The sequence below is a fragment of the Microtetraspora sp. NBRC 13810 genome, assembly GCF_030268685.1.
In the GTDB taxonomy this organism is placed as follows: domain Bacteria; phylum Actinomycetota; class Actinomycetes; order Streptosporangiales; family Streptosporangiaceae; genus BSRQ01.
Window position 1 is genome coordinate 117,677 of sequence record NZ_BSRQ01000004.1, and the last position, 22,875, is coordinate 140,551.

The 22,875-nt window shown below is 73.0% G+C and carries 22 protein-coding genes; 15 read left to right on the top strand and 7 right to left on the bottom strand.

Translation table 11 applies throughout. From position 1 onward, the window contains the following. Window positions 1–26: 26 nt before the first annotated feature. Complete coding sequence (locus QSK26_RS10170; RefSeq protein WP_285774790.1) at window positions 27–587, top strand: Lrp/AsnC family transcriptional regulator; 561 nt, start codon at window positions 27–29, stop codon at window positions 585–587. Window positions 588–594: 7 nt separating this feature from the next. Here the strand turns inward: QSK26_RS10170 and QSK26_RS10175 are convergent, their stop codons facing one another. Then, a complete protein-coding gene (locus QSK26_RS10175) occupies window positions 595–1,026 on the bottom strand; it encodes a hypothetical protein (protein ID WP_285774791.1) in 432 nt (143 codons plus the stop codon). Window positions 1,027–1,077: 51 nt separating this feature from the next. Between QSK26_RS10175 and QSK26_RS10180 the strand changes: the two genes are divergently transcribed. Continuing rightward, complete coding sequence (locus tag QSK26_RS10180; protein WP_285774792.1) at window positions 1,078–4,833, top strand: CHAT domain-containing protein; 3,756 nt, start codon at window positions 1,078–1,080, stop codon at window positions 4,831–4,833. Window positions 4,834–4,862: 29 nt separating this feature from the next. On the opposite strand, the gene QSK26_RS10185 is transcribed toward QSK26_RS10180, so the two are convergent. Next, the gene (locus QSK26_RS10185; RefSeq protein ID WP_285774793.1) at window positions 4,863–5,852 is read right to left on the bottom strand and encodes a helix-turn-helix transcriptional regulator; all 990 of its coding nucleotides are present in this window, start codon (window positions 5,850–5,852) and stop codon (window positions 4,863–4,865) included. A 66-nt stretch (window positions 5,853–5,918) separates the two neighbouring features. Here QSK26_RS10185 and QSK26_RS10190 point away from each other — a divergent pair, with 66 nt between their 5' ends. Together QSK26_RS10190 and QSK26_RS10195 are read left to right on the top strand one after the other, a co-directional pair. After that, window positions 5,919–6,701: a DeoR/GlpR family DNA-binding transcription regulator gene (locus tag QSK26_RS10190; RefSeq protein WP_285774794.1), complete on the top strand. Its 783-nt coding sequence runs from the start codon at window positions 5,919–5,921 to the stop codon at window positions 6,699–6,701. Next, the gene (locus QSK26_RS10195) at window positions 6,698–7,960 is read left to right on the top strand and encodes an MFS transporter (protein ID WP_285774795.1); all 1,263 of its coding nucleotides are present in this window, start codon (window positions 6,698–6,700) and stop codon (window positions 7,958–7,960) included. Before QSK26_RS10190 ends, QSK26_RS10195 begins: the two co-directional genes overlap by 4 nt. Here QSK26_RS10195 and QSK26_RS10200 read toward each other — a convergent pair. Beyond that, window positions 7,929–8,717: a TSUP family transporter gene (locus QSK26_RS10200; protein ID WP_285774796.1), complete on the bottom strand. Its 789-nt coding sequence runs from the start codon at window positions 8,715–8,717 to the stop codon at window positions 7,929–7,931. The genes QSK26_RS10195 and QSK26_RS10200 overlap by 32 nt on opposite strands. 101 nt (window positions 8,718–8,818) lie before the next feature. After that, the gene (locus QSK26_RS10205; protein ID WP_285774797.1) at window positions 8,819–9,583 is read right to left on the bottom strand and encodes a hypothetical protein; all 765 of its coding nucleotides are present in this window, start codon (window positions 9,581–9,583) and stop codon (window positions 8,819–8,821) included. A gap of 142 nt (window positions 9,584–9,725) precedes the next feature. Here QSK26_RS10205 and QSK26_RS10210 point away from each other — a divergent pair, with 142 nt between their 5' ends. The 9 genes from QSK26_RS10210 to QSK26_RS10250 all read left to right on the top strand — a co-directional run bounded on the left by QSK26_RS10210 (window position 9,726) and on the right by QSK26_RS10250 (window position 17,002). After that, window positions 9,726–10,730: an AAA family ATPase gene (locus tag QSK26_RS10210; protein WP_285774798.1), complete on the top strand. Its 1,005-nt coding sequence runs from the start codon at window positions 9,726–9,728 to the stop codon at window positions 10,728–10,730. Beyond that, on the top strand, window positions 10,727–11,686 hold the full coding sequence (locus QSK26_RS10215) for a DUF58 domain-containing protein (RefSeq protein WP_285774799.1): 960 nt from the start codon (window positions 10,727–10,729) through the stop codon (window positions 11,684–11,686). Before QSK26_RS10210 ends, QSK26_RS10215 begins: the two co-directional genes overlap by 4 nt. Next, window positions 11,683–12,630, top strand: coding sequence for a VWA domain-containing protein (locus tag QSK26_RS10220; protein WP_285774800.1), 948 nt, complete (start codon window positions 11,683–11,685; stop codon window positions 12,628–12,630). Before QSK26_RS10215 ends, QSK26_RS10220 begins: the two co-directional genes overlap by 4 nt. Before the next feature lie 132 nt (window positions 12,631–12,762). Next, complete coding sequence (locus QSK26_RS10225; RefSeq protein WP_502888693.1) at window positions 12,763–13,317, top strand: class I SAM-dependent methyltransferase; 555 nt, start codon at window positions 12,763–12,765, stop codon at window positions 13,315–13,317. A gap of 8 nt (window positions 13,318–13,325) precedes the next feature. Further along, window positions 13,326–13,892 carry a TrmH family RNA methyltransferase gene (locus QSK26_RS10230; protein WP_285775089.1) on the top strand — a complete coding sequence of 189 codons (567 nt, stop codon included), beginning with the start codon at window positions 13,326–13,328 and terminating at the stop codon, window positions 13,890–13,892. Between the two features lie 75 nt (window positions 13,893–13,967). Then, window positions 13,968–14,765, top strand: coding sequence for a glycerophosphodiester phosphodiesterase family protein (locus QSK26_RS10235; protein ID WP_285774802.1), 798 nt, complete (start codon window positions 13,968–13,970; stop codon window positions 14,763–14,765). Window positions 14,766–14,788: 23 nt separating this feature from the next. Then, a complete protein-coding gene (locus QSK26_RS10240) occupies window positions 14,789–16,144 on the top strand; it encodes an MFS transporter (protein WP_285774803.1) in 1,356 nt (451 codons plus the stop codon). 191 nt (window positions 16,145–16,335) lie between these two features. Next, window positions 16,336–16,680 carry an RNA polymerase-binding protein RbpA gene (locus QSK26_RS10245; RefSeq protein WP_285774804.1) on the top strand — a complete coding sequence of 115 codons (345 nt, stop codon included), beginning with the start codon at window positions 16,336–16,338 and terminating at the stop codon, window positions 16,678–16,680. A 187-nt stretch (window positions 16,681–16,867) separates the two neighbouring features. Then, window positions 16,868–17,002, top strand: coding sequence for a hypothetical protein (locus QSK26_RS10250; RefSeq protein WP_285774805.1), 135 nt, complete (start codon window positions 16,868–16,870; stop codon window positions 17,000–17,002). 231 nt (window positions 17,003–17,233) lie between these two features. Here QSK26_RS10250 and QSK26_RS10255 read toward each other — a convergent pair whose 3' ends face one another. Together QSK26_RS10255 and QSK26_RS10260 are read right to left on the bottom strand one after the other, a co-directional pair. Further along, window positions 17,234–17,701 (bottom strand): site-specific integrase, encoded by a 468-nt coding sequence (locus QSK26_RS10255; RefSeq protein WP_285774806.1) that lies wholly within the window; start codon window positions 17,699–17,701, stop codon window positions 17,234–17,236. A gap of 226 nt (window positions 17,702–17,927) precedes the next feature. Further along, window positions 17,928–18,497 (bottom strand): TetR/AcrR family transcriptional regulator, encoded by a 570-nt coding sequence (locus tag QSK26_RS10260; protein ID WP_285774807.1) that lies wholly within the window; start codon window positions 18,495–18,497, stop codon window positions 17,928–17,930. An 89-nt stretch (window positions 18,498–18,586) separates the two neighbouring features. Between QSK26_RS10260 and QSK26_RS10265 the strand changes: the two genes are divergently transcribed. Beyond that, the gene (locus QSK26_RS10265; protein ID WP_285774808.1) at window positions 18,587–20,020 is read left to right on the top strand and encodes an MFS transporter; all 1,434 of its coding nucleotides are present in this window, start codon (window positions 18,587–18,589) and stop codon (window positions 20,018–20,020) included. Window positions 20,021–20,099: 79 nt separating this feature from the next. Here the strand turns inward: QSK26_RS10265 and QSK26_RS10270 are convergent, their stop codons facing one another. Then, window positions 20,100–21,041 (bottom strand): Tn3 family transposase, encoded by a 942-nt coding sequence (locus QSK26_RS10270; protein ID WP_285774809.1) that lies wholly within the window; start codon window positions 21,039–21,041, stop codon window positions 20,100–20,102. Between QSK26_RS10270 and QSK26_RS10275 the strand changes: the two genes are divergently transcribed. After that, entirely contained in the window at window positions 20,989–22,818 is a 1,830-nt protein-coding gene (locus QSK26_RS10275) for a M28 family peptidase (protein ID WP_285774810.1), read from the top strand. The genes QSK26_RS10270 and QSK26_RS10275 overlap by 53 nt on opposite strands. Window positions 22,819–22,875 lie beyond the last annotated feature (57 nt).

A 22,875-nucleotide genomic window follows, 5' to 3' on the forward strand; every position in this document is an offset into this window, starting at 1 on the left:
TAGGACTCGGGTGTTCCATCCGGTCAATGGGCGCGACGCGCGTCTGGGCCATCGGCCCACTCTCCGGCGCCGAGCGCGCTGTCAGGAAGGCCAACGGCACACATATGGACGACATCGACCTCGCCCTCCTCCGTCTCGTGCTGGAGGAGCCCAGGGCGGGCATGCGGGAGTACGCGCGGATCCTCGGGGTGGCCAGGGGCACCGTCCAGAGCAGGCTGAGCCGGCTGGAGCGCAGCGGCGTCATCGCGAGCCACTCCCCCCGGATCGACCCGGCCCGGCTGGGGTTCCCCGTGCTCGCCCAGGCCCACCTGCACCTGGCGCAGGGCAGGCTGGAGCAGGCCGTGACGTCGCTGGCCGGCATCGCGGAGGTGGTGGAGGCGCACTCCATCGCGGGTGAGGGCGATCTCGTGTGCCGGATCGTCGCCCGGGACAACGCGCACCTGGAGGACGTCATCCAGCAGCTGCTGCGGCTGCCCGGCGTGGTGCGCACCAAGACCGAGGTCATGCTCAGGGAGCACGTGCCCTACCGCGTGCTCCCGCTCCTGGCGCAACGCGGCAGAACGGGACCGGGCGCCACCGGCCGCTGACCCCGGGTCAGTCCCCGGAAGGGCTCTCCCCGGGGGCCTCGTCGATCCGCACGGCGTTCCGCGGCGGCACGTCCAGGTCGTCCACGACCCACATGCGGCGCGCGCCGTCCCAGTAGACGATCCGCCAGCCCTCGGCCGGCGGCGGCAGGACCAGGAGGCGCAGCGCGGCCGCCGCGTCGGGGGGCAGTTCGGCGGGCAGCCGCAGGATCGTCATGGTGCCCCGGTCGGCCAGCGTGACGGAGCCCGCCGTGTCGAGAGCGGTCTGCGCCCGCTCGCGGTCCGCGCCGGACAGCAGGCTCCGGACCTTCGCGTAGAGGTCCTCGCCGGCCTTGGTGGCGATCGCCTGGAAGAACGGCAGCAGCGTCGAGCCGGCGAGCGCGCCGAGCAGCACCTCGGTCATTCCGCGCTCGGCCGGATGGATGGGTTTCGACTCAGTCACAAGGTCGATCTTCACCTATCGGCGCGCTTCCCGCACTCCTGTAATGATCGTGTGACCGATATCCGGCAGATCCTGGACAAGCTGGTCGCCGTCGTCAACGACGGCGACCGGGATCAGGTGCTCGGCCTCGGGGCGTGCGCCGACGCCGCCACGCTGCTGCACGCGGTCGGCACGGCGCTACGCGGACAGGAGGGCCTGCCCTCCGCGGACCTGGCCCTGCCGCTGCACGTGGTCGGCATGCTGCACCTGGCCAGGTACACCGAGGCCGGGCCGGTGCCGATCGGCGAGTCGCCGGACTTCGTCACCGCGCTCGTCCTGATCGACCTCGCCGACCTGTGCGGCGTCGCGGCGTCGGAGCGGATGCGGCCGTTCGTCGACGGCATGCGGGCGAACAGGCCCGGCGACCGGGACCGGCTGCTCCACTTCACCCATCAGCGGTCCCCGATGTGGCAGGTGCCGGTCGCGGCCGAACGGATCGCGCTGGGCCTGCTGCTCTACACGGTCACGGCGTCGCTGTCGCCCGCGCAGGACCCGGCGCTGCCGTTCCTGCGCGCCCTGATGTGGGAGCACGTGCGCGCATGGCACCAGGCGGCCGGCACGGCGGAGGACCTCGGCCACGCCCTGCTGGCCGCCCGGGAGGCCGTCGCCACGGGGCTGCCGCCCGAGGGCGAGGAGACCGCGGGCCACCTGAGCGGGCTCGGCGAGTCGGCGGGGGCTTACTACGACGTGACCGGCGACCCCGGACTCCTCGACGAAGCCGTCACCGCGTACCGGAACGCGGTGGCCGCCGCCCCGCCCGGCAGCCGGGCCCAGGTCTTCTGCCTGGGCCGGCTCTGCGCCGTGCTGCCGTACAGCTACGCCGAGACCGGCGATGTCGCGGCCCTCGCCGAGGCGGCCGACGCCGGGGCGCGGGCGGCGCAGGCGTGCCCGCCGGGGGACCCGATGGAGGCCGGCGTGCTCTACCACTACGGCGGCGTGCTGTTCAGCTGGGCGCGGCTGACCGGGAACCTCGCGGAGATGCGGCGCGCGCCCGACCTGCTGCGCCGCGCCGTCGAACTGCTCCCGCCCGGGGACCCCGACCGCCCGGAGTGGGCGGGCTGGCTCGCCGTCACGCTGCGGAACCTGTACGTCATCACCTCCGACGAGACGTTCCTGGCGGAGGCCGTCCCGGTGGCGCGGCAGGCCCTGGCCGATGCCGCGGACGCCACCGCGGAGGTCCGGGCGCACTGCCTGACGCACCTCGCCGGCCTGCTGGAGGAGGACTACCTCCGCCGCGCCGACGACGAGGCGCTCACCGAGTCGATCGGCCTGTTCCGGCAGGCGCTGGCGCTGCTCGGCACGGCCACGCCGGAGGAACGCGCCGGCGCCGAGGCCGGGCTCGGCAGCGCGCTGCGCAACCTGGCCGTGCGGACCGGCGACCCGGCCGCGCTGGACGAGGCGATCGCGCTGCTGCGCGCGGCGGCGGCGGCCATGAGACCCCTCGACCCGCGGTACGCCGCGACCGTCGTCCGGCTGGTCAGGGCGATCGGGTACGGCGCCGCCGCCCGGGGCGGTGAGGCCGATCTCGACGAGGCGGCGTCGATCGCCGCCCGGGCGTTGGACGGCCTGCCGACGGGGTCCCCGGACCACGCGCTGGTCCTGGCGGCCTACGCGGACACGCTGATGATCAGCTCCGCTCACCGGGGCGACACGTCGCTGCTGCCGCGGGCCGCCGACGCGCTCGAGGAGGCCGTCGACGCCACCCCGCCGGGCGACATAGGCCGCGTCCTGAACCTGCGCTCCCTCGGCGCCGCCCTGGAGCTCCGGTTCAGGATCACCGGCGACGCCACCCTGCTGGCCGAGTGCGTCCGGCGGATGCGCCAGGCGGTGGCGGAGGGCGCGGGCATGGCGCGAGACGCCCCCCTGCTGCTCGCCGGGCTCGCCGGGGCGCTCAAGATGACGTATGAGCACAGCGGTGACCGGGCCGCGCTGGACGAGGCGATCGAGGTCGCCCGGGCGGCGGTCGCGGCGGCGCCGCGGCAGGACGGGCAGCGGCCGGTGAGCACCCGGGAACTCGGCGGCCTGCTGCTGATGCGCGCCCGCGAGACCGGCGATCCCGCCGAACTGGACGAGGCCGTCGGCATGCTGCGCGAGGGCCAGGACCCGGTGGGGACGAGCCGCGCCCTGAACGAGCGGTACACCGCCCGCGGCGACCCGGCCGACCTGGCGGAGGCGCTGCGGCTGCTGCGCTCGACCGTGCAGAATCCCGCCGGCGGCGTGCGGGCACGGCTGAGCGCCGCGTGGACCTGGGGGGAGACCGCCGCCGGGCACGAACGCTGGGCCGAGGCCGCGGAGGGCTACGCGGCGGCCGTGCGGATCCTGCCCACGGCGGTGACCCGCCGGCTGCCCAGAACCGAGCAGGAGCTCGCGCTGCGCACCAACGCCTACCTCGGCCAGGACGCGGCGGCCTGCGCCCTGCGCCTCGGGAACCCGGCGCAGGCGCTGGAACTCCTGGAGTACGGCCGCGGCGTGCTGTTCGCGCAGGCCCTGGAGACCCGTTCCGACCTCGACGTCCTCACCGAGCGCGCCCCCGAGCTGGCCGAACGGGTACGGCGGCTGCGCGAACTGCTCGACGCCGGGCCCGGCCGGCTGGAGTCGGTGACCGCGGTGGGCCTCGGCGCCGAACGCCGCTGGCGGCTGGCCGCCGAATGGGAGGAGGCACTCGGCGAGGTCCGGGCGATGGGCCTGCTGACCCCGCCGCACGCCGAGGAACTGCTGGCCTCGGTGGGCGAGGACCCGGTGGTGGTCCTCAACGCCAGCCCCTACCACAGCGACGCGCTGATCCTGCGCGGCGGCCGCATCGAGGTCGTCCCGCTGCCTCTGCTGGACCGGAGCAAGGCGGCCGAGCACGCCGTGCGCTTCCACGTGGCCGTCCGGTACTCCCTGAAGGCCGACACCACCGTCAAGCGGCTGATCGGCGAGTCCATGATCGGTGAGACGCTGACCTGGCTGTGGCGGGCGGTCGCGAAGCCCGTGCTGCGCGCGCTCGGCATCTCCAGGTGGCCTGCGAAGCGGCGGCCCCTGCCGCGGATCCGCTGGTGCCCGACCGGCCCGCTCGCCTACCTGCCGCTGCACGCGGCGGCCAGGACCGGCTGGCCGGGGGTCCTCGACCTGGCCGTCTCCTCCTACACCTCGACCGTCCGGGCGCTGGCGCACGGCAGGCGGCAGCGTCCCGCCCCGCAGCGGTTGCGCCGCCCGCTGGTCGTGGCCGTCGGGCAGACGCCCGGCATGGCCGACCTGCCGGCCACCGCCGTGGAGGCCGAGCGGATCGCGCGCCGCGTCCCCGGCGCCGTGCTGCTGGAACCGCCGTCCAGGGAACGCCTCCTGGCCGCGCTGCCTGACCACGCCTGGCTGCATTTCGCCGGCCACGCCTACGCCGACCCGCAACGGCCCTCCAGGAGCAGCCTGGCGCTCGGCGCGGACCGGCTCACCGTGCTGGACATCGCCCGGCTGGACCTGCCGCACGCCGAGCTGGCCTACCTGTCCGCCTGCCAGACGGCGGCGGCGAGCGGCGCGATCGCCGACGAGGCGATCAACCTCGCGTCCGCCTTCCAGCTCGCGGGCTACGAGCATGTCATCGCCACGCTGTGGAGCATCAGGGACGAGGAGGCCGCCCATGCCGCCGACCACGTCTACGGCCTGCTGGACCCCACCGCGCTGCCCGGGGACCACGTGGCCGCCGCAGTGCACAGCGCGAGCATGTCCCTGCGCGCCCGTCACCCGCACCGCCCCGACCTGTGGGCCGCCCTGATCCACACCGGCCCCTGAGGGCCGCGTACGGCTTCCGCCGCGCGCCTTTACAAAGTATCGGCGGCTCTGTGGTACAGGGCGGCGAGGTCGGCGACGACCTGTTCCATCCGGGTGCGGAGTTCCGGGGGGCCGAGGACTTCGAGGTCGGCCCCGAGGCGGAGCAGGACCCAGGGGGCGTGGGTGATCGACTCGACGGGGAGGGTCAGGGTGAGCCTGCCGGTCTCGTCGGGCGGGCCGGCCGCGGCGACGGCGGCGTCCACGAGGTCCTGGCCGGCCGTGTAGGCCAGCAGCGGCACGGCGGAGGCGGCGACCCGCACCACGGCCTCCGCGGTGTACAGCCGCCGCAGGAACTCCGCCGACCACTCGTTCCAGTAGGCGATCAGGTCGAAGTCCGGCGGCCGGTCGAACCGGCCGGGCAGCGGCTCCACCGAGACGATGCGGGCGACCCGGTACGTGCGCGGGCCGCCGCCCTCGGCGCCCGCCACGAAGTACCACGATCCGCCCTTGAGCACCACGCCGTAGGGGTGCACCACCCGTTCCACCTCGCGCGGCCCCCACCGGGTGTAGACCATGCGCAGCGGGCGCCCCTCCCACACCGCGTCGGCGACCACCCCGAGATGGGGGGCCGCGTCGGCGCTGCGGTACCAGCCGGGCACCTCCAGGTGGAACCGCTCGCGCATCCGGGCCGCGTGCGAGCGGGGCTCGGGCGGCAGCGCGGCGAGCAGCTTCAGCTCCGCGGCGGCGGCCTCCTCCCCCAGCCCCAGGTCGGCGGCCGGTCCCGGCAGCCCCGCCAGGAACAGCGAGGACGCCTCCTCCACGGTCAGGCCGTTGAGCCTGGTCCGGTAACCGTCGAGCAGCCGGTAACCTCCGGCGGGACCCCGGTCGGCGTAGACCGGCACGCCGGCGGCCGACAGCGCCTCCATGTCGCGGTAGACCGTGCGGACCGAGACCTCCAGTTCCTCGGCGATCTCGGGCGCGGTCAGATGGCCCCTGACCTGCAGGAGCAGCAGCAACGAGAGCAGGCGGCTGGCACGCATGGGAAGAAGTGTGCTGATTACGGCCGCCTATTGCGAACCACACACGAAACATGTTCATATGAACACATGGAAAGTGCTGATCGTATAAGGGCGATCATGAATGCTCTTCGTGTCAACGACACGGTCCTGGTCACCGAGCTCGCCTCCCGGCACGGCGTCTCGGAGATGACGATCCGCCGCGACCTGGACGACCTCGCCCAGCAGGGTGTCGTCCGCCGGGTGCGCGGCGGCGCGGTCAGCCTGCTGCTGCGCGGCGAGGAGCCGCCGTTCGGGGTGCGCGAGCGCGAGGCGGTCGAGGCCAAGCGCCGGATCGGCGCCGAGGTCGCCTCGCTGATCGCCGACGGCGAGGCCGTCCTGCTGGACAGCGGCACCACGGCCCTGGAGGTGGCCAGGGCGCTGCGCGAGCGCCGGGTGACCGTGCTCGCGCTGGCCCTGCAGGCGGTGCGCGAGCTGGCCACCGCCCCCCGGATCCGCCTGGTCCTGCCCGGCGGCGAGGTACGCCAGGGCGAGCTGAACTTCACCGGCCCCCTCACCGAGACGTCCCTGCGCGCCCTGCGCTTCGACACGGCGGTCATCGGCTGCTGCGGCCTGTCCGCCGAGCACGGGGTGACCGCGCACGACCTTCCCGAGGTGGCCGTCAAGCAGGCGGCGATGGACGCGGCCCGCCGGGTCGTGGTCGCCGTCGACTCCGGCAAGTTCGGCCGCACCGCCTTCGGCGCCGTCTGCCCCCTCTCCCGGCTGGACGTCGTGGTCACCGACCCCGGCATCCCGCCCGATCAGCACGACGCCCTGGTCGCCGCGGGCGTGGCCGTACGGCTGGCCGGCCCCGCGCCCGAGGCCGGCGCGTGAGCCCGCGCACGCGGGACCACGCCGAGCTGGTCCGCGCCCGGGTCGCGGTCTGCCTGCTGTTCCTGCTGTCCGGCATGGCCATCGGCACGTGGACCGCGAGGATCCCGGCGATCAAGGCCGCGCTGGAGGTGAGCGACGGCCAGCTGAGCCTGGCCCTGCTCGGCATCGCGGCCGGCGCGATCTCCGGCATGATGACCGTCGGCCGCCTGGTCGACCGGTACGGCAGCACCCGGATCATGGTCCCGATGGCGCTGTTGCAGGGTGTCGTGCTCGTGCTGCCCGCGTTCGCGCCCAGCCTGTGGAGCCTGGGCCTGGCGCTGTTCGCCTTCGGCGCGGTGCACGGCACCCTGGACGTGGCGATGAACGCCGGCGCGGTGGACGTCGAGCGCGCCGCCGGGCGGCCGATGATGTCCTCCTTCCACGCCGTGTTCAGCGTCGGCGGCTTCCTGGGCGCGGGCCTCGGCGGCCTGTTCGCCTCCGCCGCCGCCTCCCCGGCCGTGGCCTTCACGACCTCCGCCGTCCTGATCACCGTGATGGCGTGGTGGGCGGCCCGCTGGGCGCTGTCCCCCGCCTCGTCGCTGCGCGCGCCCGCCCCGGCCGCCGCCGCGCGGCCCGTGGCTCAGGGGCGGCGCGGCGGCGGCACGGTGGCGTGGGTGCTCCTTCTGGGCGCGCTGGGGTTCGGCTGCATGCTCGGCGAGGGGGCCGCGGCCGACTGGAGCTCGGTCTACGTGCACGACTCGCTCGGCGGCTCGGCCGGTCTCGCCGCGTTCGCCTACGCCGCCTTCTCGATCATGATGACCGCCGGGCGGCTGGCCGGGGACCGGCTCGCCGCCAGGTTCGGGCCGGTGCTCCTGGTGCGCGGCTGCGGCCTGATCGCCGCCGCCGGGCTCGGCGTGGCGCTGCTCATCGGCCATCCGGTGGCCGGTGTGGTCGGCTTCGCCTTCCTCGGGGCGGGTCTGTCGTGCATCGTGCCGCAGGTGTTCTCCGCCGCGGGCAACCAGGATCCCGGCCGTGCGGGACGGTCGCTCGCCCGGGTGGCCGCCCTGGCGTACGCCGGGTTCCTCAGCGGGCCGGTGCTGATCGGGGCCGCCGCGGAGCTGACCGGGCTGCCGGCCGCGCTGGCGATCCCGGTGGTGCTCGCGTTCTTCGTCTCGCTGGCCGCCCCCGCGCTGCGTCCCCGGCAGGCTCCCGCCCCCTCCCCCGGTGAGCAGGGCGAGGCCGTACCGGCTACCCCAGAAAGCGGTCGTAACCCAGCTTGAGCACCAGGGCCACCACCACGCACAACAGCACCACCCGGACGAACCTCGCCCCGCCGCGCAGCGCCATCCGGGCACCGGCCTGGGCCCCGGCGACGTTGCACACGGCCATCGCCAGGCCCAGTCCCCACAGCACGTGCCCCTGCCAGGCGAACAGCGCGAGCGCGCCCAGGTTGGTGCCGGTGTTGACGATCTTGGCGGTGGCCGAGCCGGCGACCAGGTCGGTGCCGAGGATCCAGGTGAAGGCGATGATCAGGAAGGTGCCGGTGCCGGGGCCGATGATCCCGTCGTAGAAGGCGACGGCGCCGCCGGAGACGAGGACGGCGGCGAGAACCCGGGGCCGGGTGCGCAGGTGCGGGGCGGCCGCGGCGCCGAAGCCGCGCCGGAACGTCACGAGCAGCGCCACCCCGATCAGGGCCGCCATCACCAGCGGGATCAGCGCGTCCTTGGGGATCGCGGCGGCGCAGGCCGCGCCCAGGCCGGCCGACGCCACGGCGAGCAGCGCGGCGGGCACGGCCACCGCCCGGTCGATCTTGGTGGTGCGGGCGTAGAGGATCGCGGCGGAGGCGGTGCCGAAGATCGAGGAGAGCTTGTTGGTGGCCAGCGCCTGCACCGGCGGCACGCCCGCCAGCAGGACCGCGGGCAACTGGAGCAGCCCGCCCCCGCCCACCACGGCGTCCACCCACCCGGCGCCGGCCGCCGCGACGAGCAGCAGCACGATCTCCCACACACCCACCCGGATCCCCCGACCCCCGACCATCGCCGCAAAAATCCGGTAGATCCGGTTGGCCTGTCGAGGGTACCCCGGCAGCGGCCCGGCTCTCCGCACCCGAACGCCCCGGACCCTTACCGGGGGCGGCCTCAGATCTCGGAGCCGGGATCCTGCGGGTCGCCGTCGGGGGCGGGTGACTGGCCCGGAGCGCTCTGGGTGGCCGTGGGATCGGGCGTGGGCCGCGGCATCGGGGTGGCCGGCACCGGCGGCGGGGTCGGCACGAACATCGTGGGCGGCAACGGGCGCGGCGGCTGCGGCTCGTCGGCCGGGCGGAAGACCAGCAGCCAGAAGACCAAGGAGAGCAGCATGAGCATCGCGCCCAGTATCGACCCGGCGACCACCACGGCACGCCGCGGCTCGGTCGGCGGCGGCTTGGGCCGGGGCGGCGCGGGCAACGCCGGAGCCCGGTCCGACACCCAGTAGGGCACGAAGTCCGGGCCGTGCCGCTCGCCGATCAGCGTGCCGCTGACCATCACCGGCTCCAGGAACCGCTCGGCGCCCGCCCGCCCCGTCACGTACGGCGTGGCGACCCAGGGGGCGGGGCCGACGTCCATGGCCAGCACCGGCGGCATGTTCTCCAGCACCGCCGTGCGCCCGCGCTGGGAGCGCCGGGCCACCCAGCCGCGCACGCCGCCGCGCTCGGGCGCCGAGTCGCGGATCGCGGTGACGAACCGGTCGCGCGCCGAGGCGTCCAGGGCGGCGCCGGTGGTCAGCAGCGCGACCGAGACGGCCCGCCCGTCGGGAGCCTGCGCCAGGTAGACCAGCCCGGCCGGCCCGACCCGCAGGCGCGCCTGGATGACGAAGGGCCCAAGGTAGGGCGGGTCGCCGTGCTGAAGCGGACTGGGCACGCTCATCATGAAAGCACACCTGTCCGGCGCAGGTTCGCCGCGCGTTTGGTGGAATAACAATCATCAGCAGATCCGTGCCGTCCCGCGAGTGAAAGGAGAGGCGCGCCGTCCGGCCTGCCAGGTCCCGGCGGGCGCGCCGCGAAAGCAGATGACCGTCGCAGAAGAACTTCCCGGCAACACCGACGCCGAGGTGCTGCGCCAGGCCCTGGCCGAGGTCAAACGGGTCATCGTCGGTCAGGAGCACATGGTCGAGCGGTTGCTCGTCGCGCTGCTGGCCCGCGGTCACTGCCTCATCGAGGGCGTGCCCGGCGTGGCCAAGACGCTCGCGGCCTCCACACTCGCCACCGTGGTGGGCGGCACCTTCGCCCGCGTCCAGTTCACCCCCGACCTGGTGCCCAGCGACATCGTCGGCACCCGGGTGTTCCACCCCTCCAGCGAGACGTTCGGCATCGAGCTGGGACCGGTGTTCGTCAACTTCCTGCTCGCCGACGAGATCAACCGGGCTCCGGCCAAGGTGCAGTCGGCGCTGCTGGAGGTGATGGCCGAGCGGCAGGTGACCCTCGCCGGCAAGACCCACGCGCTGCCCCGGCCGTTCATCGTGCTGGCCACTCAGAACCCCGTGGAGTCCGAGGGCGTCTACCCGCTGCCCGAGGTGCAGCGCGACCGGTTCCTGTTCAAGGTGCGCGTCGGGCATCCGGGCGCCCAGGACGAGCTGGAGATCCTGCACCGGATGAGCGTGGCGCCGCCCACGCCGCGAACCGTGCTGGACGCCGACCGGCTCATGGCGTTGCAGGAGCTCGCCGAGCAGGTCTCGGTGCACCAGCTCGTCGCCGACTACGTCGTGCGGCTGGTGATGGCCACCCGGGCGCCCGCCGACTACGGGCTGCCCGACCTGCGCGAGACGATCGAGATCGGGGTGAGCCCGCGGGCCACCCTCGGCCTGGTGTCGGCCGGCCGGGCGCTGGCGCTGCTGCGCGGCCGGGACTACCTGCTCCCCGACGACGTGCGCGACGTCGCGGTGGACGTGATGGGCCACCGGCTGATGCTCACCTTCGACGCGCTGGCCGACGGGATCGACCCCGACGACGTCGTCCGGCAGTTGCTCACCGCCGTCCCGCCGCCGCTCGTGGTGTGGAACCAAGGACCCCGATGAGCGGCGCCGCCAACACCCCCGAGCAGGCGCTGCGCCGGTTGGAGCTGACCATCGTGCGCCGCCTGGACGGCATGCTCCACGGCTCCCACCAGGGCCTGCTGCCGGGTCCTGGCAGCGAGATGGGCGACAGCCGCCCCTACGTGCCCGGCGAGGACGACGTGCGCCGGATGGACTGGGCGGTCACCGCGCGCACCACGGTCCCGCACGTGCGGGACCTGATCGCCGACCGCGAGCTGGAGACGTGGGCGCTGGCCGACCTGTCGCCCAGCATGGACTTCGGCACCGCCGACATGGAGAAACGCGACCTGGTGGTGGCCGCGATCGGCGCCGTCGGCTTCCTGGCCGGGCGCATCGGCGACCGGTTCGGCGCCTACGTGCTGCACGAGCGGCACCTGCACCGGATGCCGGCCCGCCCGGGACGGCCCGCGCTGTACGGCCTGCTGCACTCGCTGATGGACGCGCCCCGGGCGGCGCCCGCGCCGGACGCGCCCCGGCTGGGCGAGGCGATCGGGGTGCTGGCCTCGGCCAGGCGGCGGCGCGGCATGCGGGTGATCGTCTCCGACTTCCTGGACGCCACGCCGGTCCTGGACCCGGGCGTGGAGCGGGAGTGGGAGCGGCCGATCCGCCGCCTGGCCGCCCGGCACCAGGTGCTCGCGGTCGAGGTGATCGACCCGCGGGAGCTGGAGCTGCCCGAGGTGGGCCAGATGACCTTCACCGACCCCGAGACCGGCCGGACCGGCGAGATCCGCCTGTCCGCCAAGGTGCGCCGCGCCTACGCCGAGGCCGCGGCGCTGCAACGGGAGGGCACCCGGGTCGCGCTGCGCCGCAGCGGCGTGGCCCACCTGGTGCTGCGCACCGACCGCGACTGGGTGTTCGATGTGGCGCAGTTCGTGCTACGTCAGCGGCGTATGGCCCACCTCGCGCACCGGCGCCCGATGTCAGGAGTGCATTCGTGACGTTCCTCTCTCCCGGCTGGCTGTGGCTGTTCGCGGCGGTGCTGCTCGTCGTCGCCGCCTACGTGGCCGCGCAGTTCGCCCGGCGGCGCTACGCCGTGCGCTTCACCAACCTGCCGCTGCTGACCCTGGTCGCCCCGGCCGCGCCCGGCTGGCGGCGGCACGTGGCGCCGCTGCTGTTCCTGGTCATGCTGAGCCTGATGGTGGTCGCCGCGGCCCGCCCCGCCGACCAGGTACGGGTGCCGCGCGACCGTGCCACGATCATGATCGCGCTGGACGTGTCGCTGTCGATGGCGGCCGACGACGTCTCCCCGGACCGGATCAGCGCGGCCAAGGACGCGGCGCAGCGGTTCGTCCGCGACCTGCCCGAGCGGTTCAACGTGGGCCTGGTGTCCTTCGCCCGGTCGGCCGCGGTGGTCATCTCGCCCACCACGGACCACATGGCCGTGATCACCGCCGTGGGCAACCTCGGCACCCGGCCGGGCACGGCCATCGGCGAGGCGGTGTTCAACTCCCTGGACTCGGTGCGCTCCTTCGACCAGCAGGCGGTGACCGACCCGCCGCCGTCGGCGATCGTGCTGCTGTCCGACGGCGACAACACCTCCGGGCGCTCGGTCAACGAGGCCGTGGAGGCGGCCATGAAGGCCAAGGTGCCGGTCTCCACGATCGCGTACGGCACGCAGGACGGCACCGTGATGATCGACGGGCGGCCGGTGAACGTGCCGGTGAACAAGGCGGTCCTGCAGTCGCTGTCGGACGGCACCGGCGGGCGGGCCTACAGCGCGGAGTCGGGCACCGAGCTGCGGGAGGTCTACGAGCAGATCGGCACCTCGCTCGGCTACCGGATCGTCAACCAGGAGGTCGGCCAGTGGTTCAACCTGGCCGCGATCCTGGTGGGGGTGTGCGTGGCCGGTTCGGCGCTGCTGCTGGGCTCCCGGTTGCCCTGAGCGAGGGCCTGAGCGAGGGCCCTGAGCGGGGGGCGAGGCGGTCCGGGGACGGCCGGGGCGTTGGTAACGTCTGTCTGCGTGGCACATTACTTCGAGGAGCGGCCGCAGGCCGTGAGCAGGCCGGGCGCGGTGATGCTCGTCCTGCCGGACCTGCATCTGCGGCTGGAGACCGACAGCGGGGTGTTCTCCCCCGGGCGGGTCGATCCCGGCACCCGCATCCTGCTGGAGAGCGTGCCGCCCCCGCCGGCCGAGGGCGACCTGCTCGACCTCGGCTGCGGCTACGGCCCGGTGGCGCTCACGATGGCCACCCGGGCGCCGGGCGCCACCGTGTGGGCGGTGGACGTGAACCGCCGCTCCCTGGAGCTGTGCGGGCGGAACGCCGCGGCCGCCGCCCTTGACAAAGTAAGGCCGGTGCACGCCGACGAGGTGCCGCCGCAGGTGAGGTTCAAGGCCATCTGGTCCAACCCGCCGATCAGGATCGGCAAGGCGGCGCTGCACGAGATGCTGGGCCGCTGGCTGTCCCGGCTCACCCCGGACGGGTGCGCCTATCTGGTGGTGCAGAAGCACCTGGGCTCGGACTCGCTGCAGCGCTGGCTCGGCGAGCAGGGCTGGCCCACCTCGCGGGTGGCGTCCCGGTCGGCGTACCGGATACTCAAAGTCGAAGCCGGAAGGAAGCGGGAAGCGTGACGGGCACCATGGCGGGCGGGGCGGGCGGCGCGCGCAGGCAGTTGCGGGCGACCGACGTCAAGCGGCTCAACCGCACCTGGCGGCGGTCCACCGGCAACCGGCTGGCGATGATCCTGGAGTCGGTCACCGGCCCGTTCAACGTCGGCTCCATCTTCCGGACCGCCGCCGCCTTCGGCGTGGAGCGCATCTGGCTGGCCGGCAACGCCACCCCGCCCACCAACCCCAAGGCGCAGAAGACCGCGCTCGGCACCGACCGGCTCGTGGACTGGAAGGACCCGGTCCCGGCCGTCGCGGCCGTGCAGGCGGCCAGGGACGACGGGTTCACGGTGCTCGCGGTGGAGCTGACCGGCGACGCCGTGCCGCTGCACGAGGCGTCCCTGGCCCGCGACGTGTGCCTCGTCGTGGGCGGCGAGGACCACGGCTGCTCCCCCGCCCTGCTCGACGCGGTGGACGGCGTCTGCTACATCCCGCAGGTCGGCCGGGTCGGCTCGGTGAACGTCGCGGTGGCCGCCGCCATCGCGCTCGCCGAAGCCCGTCGGCAAGAATGGGCAGGTAAGCCGGGTAGCGACCTATAATGATCTAGTTCGTGACCCAAACGTTCACCTCCGCGCACTGACGCACGGGGCGGTGAAAGGGGCATACTCCTCCACGTGCAGCGCCGGCACCCGTTCCTGGAGCATCCCGGCCCGCTGGCCTTCGCCCACCGAGGCGGGGCGCGGGAGAACCGGGAGAACACCGTGGCCGCCTTCACCCGGGCCGTGGACCTCGGCTACACCTACCTGGAGACCGACGTCAACGCCACCGCCGACGGCGTCCTGCTGGCCTTCCACGACCAGACCCTGGACCGGGTCACCGACGGGCACGGCCGGATCGCCGAGCTGCCCTACCGGGTCGTACGGCGGGCCAGGGTGGGCGGCGTGGACGAGATCCCGCTGCTGGAGGACCTGCTGGGCAACTGGCCGCAGGCCCGGTTCAACATCGACGTCAAGGACACGGGCGCGATCGAGCCGCTGGCCAGGGCGGTCCGGCGTACCGGCGCCCACGAACGGATCTGCCTGACCTCCTTCTCCGACGAGCGCCTGGCCAGGGCCCGCGCCGCGGTCGGCGGCGAGGTGTGCTCGGCGCTCGGCCCGCGCGGCGTGGCCACGCTGCGCGCCGCCGCCAGCACCTCCGGCTACGGCCGGCTGCTCACCCGGCTGGCCCGCGCGGGGGTGCCCTGCGCCCAGGTGCCGATCGGCTTCCGCGGGCTGCGCGTGGTCACCAGGTCCCTGGTGCGCACCGCGCACGCCCTCGGCATGCAGGTGCACGTGTGGACCGTCAACGACCCCGGGACCATGGAACGGCTGCTCGACCTGGGCGTGGACGGCATCATGACCGACAACATCACGGGCCTGCGCCAGGTGCTCACCTCACGGGGCGTCTGGCATCCCCTACCTGCGGCGTCCTGACCGCGCATCCCCCCGGAGACCACATGACCACCGCCCCCGCCACCGTCGGCGAGTCCCCCGCCGCCCGCCTCCGCGAGCAACGCGGCTGGTACTGGTACGACTGGGCCAACTCCGCCTTCCCCACCACCGTCCTGACGGTCTTCCTCGGCCCGTACCTGACCGACGTCGCCGAGACCGCCGCGGCCGGCCGGGAGTTCGTCGACGTGCTCGGCTTCGACGTGCGGCCCAGCGCCTACTACTCCTTCGTCGTCGGCGCCGCCGCCATCCTGCAGATCATCCTGATGCCGGTGGCCGGCGCGCTGGCCGACCACACCGGCCGCAAGCGGGAGCTGCTCGGCGTCTTCGCCTTCCTAGGGGCCGCGGCGACGGTCTGCTTCTGGTTCGTCACCGGTGGCGCGTATCTGCTCGGCGGGGCGCTGTTCCTCGTGGCCAACGTGGGGTTCGCGGCCGCGTTCGTGGTCTACAACTCGTTCCTGCCCGAGATCTCCACCGCCGCCGAACGCGACCGGGTCTCCGCCCGCGGCTGGGGGTTCGGCTACCTGGGCGGCGGCCTGCTGCTGGCGATCCACCTCGGGATGTACCTCAACACCGACGCCCTGGGCATCGACGGCGGCACCGCCGCGCGCATCGCGCTGGCCTCGGCGGGCCTGTGGTGGGGCGGCTTCACGATCATCCCGCTGCTGCGGCTGCGCAACCGCCGCAGGGCCATCGCCGCCGAGAACGCGGGCCAGGCGGTCTCCCGCAGCTTCCGCGAGCTCGCCCGCACGGCCGCCGACCTGCGCCGCTACCCGCTGACGCTGGCGTTCCTGGTCACCTACCTGATCTACAACGACGGCGTGCAGACCGTGATCTCCTTCTCGGCCACCTACGCCGACCGGGAGCTCGGCCTGAGCGAGACGGTCCGGATCGGGTCGCTGCTGATGGTGCAGTTCGTCGCGTTCGGCGGCGCGCTGCTGCTCGGGCGGCTCGCCGGGCGGTACGGCGCCAAGCGCGTCGTGCAGTACGCGCTGATCGTGTGGGTCGCCGTGGTCGGCGTGGCGTACTTCCTCCCGGCGGGGTCGGCGCTGCCGTTCTTCGCCCTGGGCATCGCGATCGCGATCGTGATGGGCGGCACCCAGGCGCTGTCCAGGTCGCTCTTCTCGCACGTGATCCCCAAGGGCAAGGAGGCGGAGTACTACGCGCTGTACGAGATCAGCGACAAGGGCTCGACGTTCCTCGGGTCCTTCGCCCTCGGCATCGCGCTCCAGCTCACCGACAGCTACCGGCTGGGCATCCTGTCGCTGCTGATCTTCTTTGCGCTCGGCTTCGTGCTGCTGGGACTCATCAACATGCCCAAGGCGATCCGGGCGGCCGGGAACGAGGTGCCCGACCGGGTGTGACGCCCCGCGACGAGGCGCGTGGTGAGCCCCGTCTCACCCGCGCCGGAGGGCGCCTCGCGGCCGTCGTGAGGTTCTCACGACAAAAAGCGCGATTGGATCTCCCTCTGCGTGGGAATCCATCCACGGTATCAAGCGTTGTACGCCGTGGGAGACACACCCCTCACGACGGGGCCCTCAGGAGGCATTAAAACATGGGCGAGCGTGCGCTTCGCGGAACCCGACTCGGCGCGACCAGCTACGAGAACGACCGCAACACCGATCTGGCTCCGCGCCAGGAGGTGTCCTACACCTGCCCGAAGGGCCATCGATTCGACGTACCGCTCGCCGCCGAGGCGGAGATCCCCTCGACGTGGGAGTGCCGCAGTTGCGGCCTCGTCGCGGTGCGCGTCGACGGTGAGCAGCCGCAGACCAAGAAGCTGAAGCCCCCGCGGACACACTGGGACATGCTACTGGAGCGGCGCACCATCGAGGATCTGGAGGAGGTCCTCAACGAGCGGCTGGCGATCCTTCGCGCCCAGCGCCGCAAGAGCGCCTGACCGGGGGGCGCAGCCCGACGCGCACGATAGGGCGCGCCGCCCCTGGGAAACGCGTACTACCGACGCCCCCGCCCGCCGAGCACCGGCGGGCGGGGGCGGCGGCTTTTCGCCAGGTCGCCAAAGGTTCGTGGCCTTGAGCCCCATGCGGCCGGTGAACGCTCGCAGGAAACGCGCGCCCAGTTCGGCCTTGGACGCGCGCGGGTGCGGCGAGTCGGTATGGCCGAAGACCGAGCCCGGCAGGTCGGGCGCGATCACCGGACCGTGGGCGCTCAGCTCGGCGATGGTGTCCGTCCACATCGACGCACTGCCGGCCATGGGGTGAATCAGCAGGTGGGTGAGCCCGCCCTGGCCCTTCCCCGCGCTCAGGTAATGGACCTTGGTGCCGGAGACGTCGATCTCCTGGCTGCGGATTCCGGCCCACCGTGGGGAACGTTCGCCCCAGTCTGCATACCGCACCCCTTCAGCCTGCCACGCCGGGCCCGAGGGGTGGACCCAATTGGGGCGCCGGGAAAGATCAGCAGAGGATCAGAGACGCCCTCTCAGCACGGTCCGATCAATAGGCTCGCGGCCTTGGTGGACTGGACCCGGAGCTTGCGCAGTTCGCCATGGGCCGCTTCGAGCCGGGCGGTGAGGTCGGCGACCTCGGCGCGCAGTTGGCGGTTGCGCTCCAGCGAGTCTCCAGCCTGCTCTGCAGCGAGGACCTCGCTTGCGCCCTGGGCACGGGACCTCGAAGTCTTTGGCGTGCGCTGCCGGAGCCGGCCCGCTTGCGCTTGCGGCTGGCCGGCGACAGCTCGGCGAGCTCGGCCAGGTAGGCGCGGATCGGCGTCGCGGTCAGCTCGCCGATCTCCTCGCCGTGGTGGGCGGCAAAAGCGATCAGGTCGCTGCGGTAGGCGCGCCGGGTGTGCGGTGAGGTGCCGGCGTTGGCCAGGTCGGTGAGGAAGTCGTCGAGATGGCGGGCGAGCGGGTGGGCACGGCCGAGCTGCTCGGCGATGATCGGATCGATGCGGTACGCCTCCACCACCCGCCGAGTTGCCAGATAACCGGGATACGAAGCGTGCGCGCCGGACGGTGGTCGCCCAGCTCGCGCTACGTCGCTGATCGCTGTCTTGCCAGATAACGAATGTTATCCCGCAACCAACCCGGCATCCTGTTCCCAAAACTGACCCCCAGCCACGAGTAGTGATGGGGGCGTAGCTCGCCGACGGCGGTCGACAGGTAGCGGCTGTTCCACAGCGCGACGGACTGGATCAGGCGAGCAACCGGTCGACCAACCCGTCGAGGTAGTCAGGGGTGAGCGGGCCCGCGCCGAACAGGACGCGCATGTAGATCGGCGCCAGGAGATGGTCCAGCACCTCCAGTACGTCAGGCGGGTCCTCGCCGCGGCCGCGGGCGCGGTCGAGCATGGCCTGCAACTGCCTGGTGCGGTCGGCCAGGAGCTCGTCGCGCGCCTGAAGGCCCTGCCGGCCCTCGCATGACAGCGCGATGGTCAGCCGCACCAGCGCCAGGCCGTCGGGTCCGGTGACCTCGCGGGCCACGTTGGCGGCGTGGGTCCGCAGGTCGCCGGCCAGGCTGCCGGTGTCAGGCATCGGTGACTGCGCGTTGAGCCGGGTCAGCAGCACATCGCTGAGCAGGGCTTGGAGGTTGCCCCACCGGCGGTAGAGGCTGGTGTCGGCCACGCCCGCGCGGGCCGCGATGTCGCCGACGGTGAAGTTCCCGTAGCCGCGCTCCCTGACCAGGTCGGTAACGGCCTGGTGCACGGCCGCGCGGACCCGGGCGCTGCGCCCCCCGGGCCGCCTGGCCCGCCCCTGCTCATCCATGCCCCCACCTTAACGCAGTCGAGACTTGCGTTAGAGCCTATGTGAGCCTATGTTAACGCAGTCATCAACTGCCTTTAGGAGAGATGTGCGTGAAAGCGTTGCTCACCCTGACCTGCGCAGGTCAGTTCATGGTGCTGCTCGACAACACGATCGTCGGCGCCGCCCTGCCCGACATGCAGCAGCGGCTCCACACCGGGCTGACCGGCCTGCAGTGGATCGTCGACGCCTACGTGCTGCTGGTAGCCATGCTGCTGCTGTCGGGCGGCGTCTTCGCCGACCGGTTCGGCCGCAGGCGGGTGTTCCTGGCCGGGGTGGTGGTGTTCACGGCCGCGTCGGTGGTGTGTGCGCTCGCGCCCTCGATCGGCTGGCTGATCGCCGGGCGGGTACTGCAGGGCGTCGGGGCCGCGGCACTGAGCCCCGCCTCACTAGCGCTGCTCGCCGCCGCGTATCCCGCCCCGCGAGAGCGCGTCAGAGCGATCGGGTTGTGGGCCGGGTTCAGCGGCATCGGCCTGGCCGCCGGACCGCTGGCGGGCGGGATCCTGGTGGAGTCCTTCGGCTGGCCCGCCATCTTCCTGGTCAACGTGCCCATCGGGGCGGTCCTGCTGTTGGCCGGGCTGCGCGTGCTGGGAGAGTCCCACAACCCGAGCGCACCGCCGATCGACGTCCCCGGCACGGTCCTGTCCGCCGCGGGCGTGGGCGCTGTGACCTACGGCCTGATCGAGGGCGGTTCCCGAGGCTGGACCTCGCCGGTGATCCTGGGCAGTTTCGCCGCCGGACTGGTGCTCCTGGCCGCGTTCGTCGTGGTCGAGGCTCGGGTGCCGACGCCGATGCTGCCACTGCGGCTGTTCCGTCAGCGGCTGTTCACGGTGTCCAACACGGCGATGGTCGTGGTCGGGTTCGCGCTGATGGGGTCGTCGTTCTTCTTCTCCCAGTTCTTCGTCTACGTCCAGGGCACTTCGATCCTGGTGGCCGGCCTGCAGACCTTGCCCGTCTCGCTGGCCATGGTGATCGTCAGCCCGTACGCGGGCCGGTTCGCGGCCAGGTACGGCTTCCGTGTCGTCGTCAGCATCGGCCTGGCGCTCGCCGGGCTGGGGCTGCTGGCGCTGGGCTTCGTCCACGCCGATACCGGCTACGGGAACGTGTGGTGGCGGCTGGCGGTCGTCGGCATCGGGTTCGCTCTCACCATGTCGCCGCTGACCGGGGCCGCAATCCAGGCGGTCAGCCCGCAGGAGGGCGGCCTCGCCTCGGGCGTCAGCAGCACCACCCGGCAGATCGGCGCGGTGCTCGGCGTGGCGGTGCTCGGGGCGATCGTCCACACGCGGGAGTCCGGCGGCGCCTCCTTCGAATCCGGCCTCAACAGCGCCTTCCTTGCGGCGGGTGCCGTGACGCTGGCCTGCGCCGTACTCACCGGCCTGTGGCTGACCGCGGCCCGGACGCCGAGGGACGTCCGGGCCGAACGGTCAGGAGGCCAAGCGGTCAGTGAGCCGCCGCTGACGGCTTCTCCCAGTCGGCCGACGTCTTGAGCCGCTTGGCGTAGGCCTGCTGGGTCATCCGCAGCCCTTCGGTGCCGAAGAACACCCGCAGCGGCGAGCGAGCCGCCGGTTATGGGGCGAAGAGGACTAGGGACTCGAGGTCGAGTCGGGTGGTGGGGTTGGCGACCGGCGGGGTCAGGTTGAGGATCCAGTTGCCGAACCGGCGGATGACGTGGGTGATGTAGGGCGAGACGGTGGCCAGGTCATCGAGGTCGACGGGGTGGCCGTCGGCGGCGCTGGCGTTGGCCGCGTCCGTGATGTCCCGAGCGGTCGAGTAAATGACGCAGTTGGCCGGCAACTCGTCGAACGTGATGATCTTCTCGTGGTAGTCGGGATCGTTGTGGCCGATGAGCTTGCCGCCGAACATCAGCCAGTCGGCGAAGTTGTGGAAGGACTCGTTTCGGTCGGTGACCTGGGTGATCTGCTCGCAAAGGTCTCCGACAAACACCGCAAGAGCGTGATCGTCCTGACCGCGCCGCACCCCGGTCCGCGCCGTGTGCAGCAGGCTCACGATCAATGTGATGCCCTTGTCCTCATCCAGCACCTTCCGTAGGTCCGCGACATCGGTGACCCTCGCCTCTCCGGCGAAATGCGCGATCTTCCCCGGCGGGATCCCCTCCAGCCACGCCTCGGTCGGCCCGGGGGCGTCCAGTCCCCGCAGGAACGCCAGACGGCCCTTGAACTTGTTGAGCGACACCGCCTGCGCCGCGTCCTTCAACCCGTCGTACGCGCTGCGCCGGGTGATGGGGTCGACCAGCAGCAGCCGGGCCAGCCTCGCCTGGGCTCCGGAGTCGACCCGGCTGGACAGCAGCGTGAAGAATCCGCGGTTCACCTCGGTGCGGATTTTCTTGGTCATCTCATCCAGCGTCGTGTAGCCGGGCAACTCACACTCGGCGCGAACCAGCTCCTCCAGCGCCACATTGATCAAGTCAGCGGGGTTGTCCTTGGCCTGGGCCGCCTTGCGGATCGCAACCGCGGCGGGGCTGGCGGCGTTCGGCCAGGTCGACAACATCGTGGCCGGGCTGCGGGGAACGGACTCGACCGGCACCGTGCTCATCGCCGCGCACCACGACTCCGCGGCCATGGGACCGGGCGCCTCCGACGACGGCGCGGCGGTGGCCGCGATGATCGAGACCGTCCGGGCGCTGCGCGCCGGTCCCGGCCCGCGGAACGACATCGTGCTGCTCATGTCGGACGGTGAAGAGGACGGCGTGCTCGGCGCCGAGGCCTTCGCTCGCGAACATCCCGTGGGCAAGGCCGGAGGCGTGCTGCTGAACTGGGAGGCCCGCGGGGTCAGCGGCCCCTCGCTGATGTTCCAGACCTCCGCGAACAACGCCCGCCTGGTCGAGACCTTCGTCAACGCCGTCCCCGCTCCGCGAGGGCACTCCGCCATGGCCGAGCTGTATCGGCTGCTGCCCAACAACACCGACTTCACCCCGCTGACCAGGGCCGGCTTCAGCGGCATGAACTTCGCCTACATCCAGCGCTCCTCGCTCTACCACACCGCGAACGACTCCATCGCCAACCTCAACCCGGGCAGCCTGCAACACCACGGCACCAACATGCTGGCGCTGACCCGTGCCCTCGGCGACGCGGACCTGCGGATGCCGGCCCCCGACCACGACGCCACCTACTTCCGCGCGCTCGGCACCATGATCACGTATCCGAACCAGCTCGTCTGGCCGCTGGCGTTGCTGGCCGTCGTCGCGGTAGCCGGCCTGGCGGTGCTGGCCCGCGTCAGGCGCCTGCTGAGCCTGCCCCGGCTGATCGCGGCGACGGTCTCGGCGCTGGTGCCGTTGGTGGTGTCGGCCGCGTTGGCGCAAGGACTGTGGCAACTGCTGGTGGCCTGGCGGCCCGCCTACGACCTGATGGGCGGTCTGCTGCACAGCCCGCGCCCGTACCAGGCGGCGATCGTGGTCCTGTGCGCGTCGGCGGTTCTCGGCTGGTATCTGCTTCTGCGGCGCGGGCTCGGTCCGGCGGCGCTGGCGGTCGGGGCGCTGACCTGGTTCGCCGGGCTGGGCTCGCTGTGCGCCCAGGCCGCTCCCGGGGCGTCTTTCCTCTTCGCCCTGCCGGCGCTCGTGGGCGCGCTCGGCTGGCTGGCCGCACTCCTGCTCCGTACGCCGGCCTGGGCGCGGACGGTCGTGGCGATGCCGGGTCCGGTCACGGCCGCGATGCTGCTGCCGTCCCTGGCCGGGGACGCCTTTGACGGGATGGGGCTGGCGCTCGGCGGGGTGAGCGCGCTGGTACTGGCACTGTTCGGGCTGATCGTCGTGCCGATCGCGGAACTGCTCCTGCCCGATCTCGCCACCCGGCCGAGACGTGCCGCCGTCCTCGCAGCACCCTTGACGGCCCTTCTCCTCGCGGCGGTGCTGGTCGCCACCGGGCTCGTGGTGGACGACTTCGACGCCGACCGACCGCAGCGCAGACACCTGGCGTACGTCATGGACGCCGACACCCGCACCGCCCACTGGGTCAGCGCCGACGCGGCCCCGCCCCCGTGGACCAGGCAGTACGTGTCCGGCCATGACACCTCCACGCTGCCCGCCGGGTACGCACGGGGCACGCTGTGGACCGGTCGCGCACCGGCGATCGCCGCCGGCGGCCCGCGAGTCGCCGTCCTGGCTCCCAGCGGGGACACCGTCAAACTGCAAGTGGCCGTCGAAAAGGGCACGCCCCGACCTCCTCACCTGGTCAGCGCCACCAGGGAGGACGGCGACCTCATCGCGGTCACCCCCGGATACACCCTGACCGGCCACTCCCGGACCCCGGCACGCCTGCCGTCCGGCTGAGGCAAGCCGCGATCGCTTCTGGGCGCGAACGTGCCGAGGTGGCAGGAGTGGCCGCCC

Excerpts from the sequence above, each read along its gene's own strand:
- QSK26_RS10170 (WP_285774790.1), top strand. The coding sequence starts at position 27 with ATGGGCGCGACGCGCGTCTGGGCCATCGGCCCACTCTCCGGCGCCGAG.
- QSK26_RS10185 (WP_285774793.1), bottom strand. The coding sequence starts at position 5,852 with ATGCGTGCCAGCCGCCTGCTCTCGTTGCTGCTGCTCCTGCAGGTCAGG.
- QSK26_RS10190 (WP_285774794.1), top strand. The coding sequence starts at position 5,919 with ATGGAAAGTGCTGATCGTATAAGGGCGATCATGAATGCTCTTCGTGTC.
- QSK26_RS10200 (WP_285774796.1), bottom strand. The coding sequence starts at position 8,717 with ATGGTCGGGGGTCGGGGGATCCGGGTGGGTGTGTGGGAGATCGTGCTG.
- QSK26_RS10205 (WP_285774797.1), bottom strand. The coding sequence starts at position 9,583 with ATGAGCGTGCCCAGTCCGCTTCAGCACGGCGACCCGCCCTACCTTGGG.
- QSK26_RS10210 (WP_285774798.1), top strand. The coding sequence starts at position 9,726 with ATGACCGTCGCAGAAGAACTTCCCGGCAACACCGACGCCGAGGTGCTG.
- QSK26_RS10215 (WP_285774799.1), top strand. The coding sequence starts at position 10,727 with ATGAGCGGCGCCGCCAACACCCCCGAGCAGGCGCTGCGCCGGTTGGAG.
- QSK26_RS10225 (WP_502888693.1), top strand. The coding sequence starts at position 12,763 with ATGCTCGTCCTGCCGGACCTGCATCTGCGGCTGGAGACCGACAGCGGG.
- QSK26_RS10230 (WP_285775089.1), top strand. The coding sequence starts at position 13,326 with ATGGCGGGCGGGGCGGGCGGCGCGCGCAGGCAGTTGCGGGCGACCGAC.
- QSK26_RS10240 (WP_285774803.1), top strand. The coding sequence starts at position 14,789 with ATGACCACCGCCCCCGCCACCGTCGGCGAGTCCCCCGCCGCCCGCCTC.
- QSK26_RS10245 (WP_285774804.1), top strand. The coding sequence starts at position 16,336 with ATGGGCGAGCGTGCGCTTCGCGGAACCCGACTCGGCGCGACCAGCTAC.
- QSK26_RS10260 (WP_285774807.1), bottom strand. The coding sequence starts at position 18,497 with ATGGATGAGCAGGGGCGGGCCAGGCGGCCCGGGGGGCGCAGCGCCCGG.
- QSK26_RS10270 (WP_285774809.1), bottom strand. The coding sequence starts at position 21,041 with ATGTTGTCGACCTGGCCGAACGCCGCCAGCCCCGCCGCGGTTGCGATC.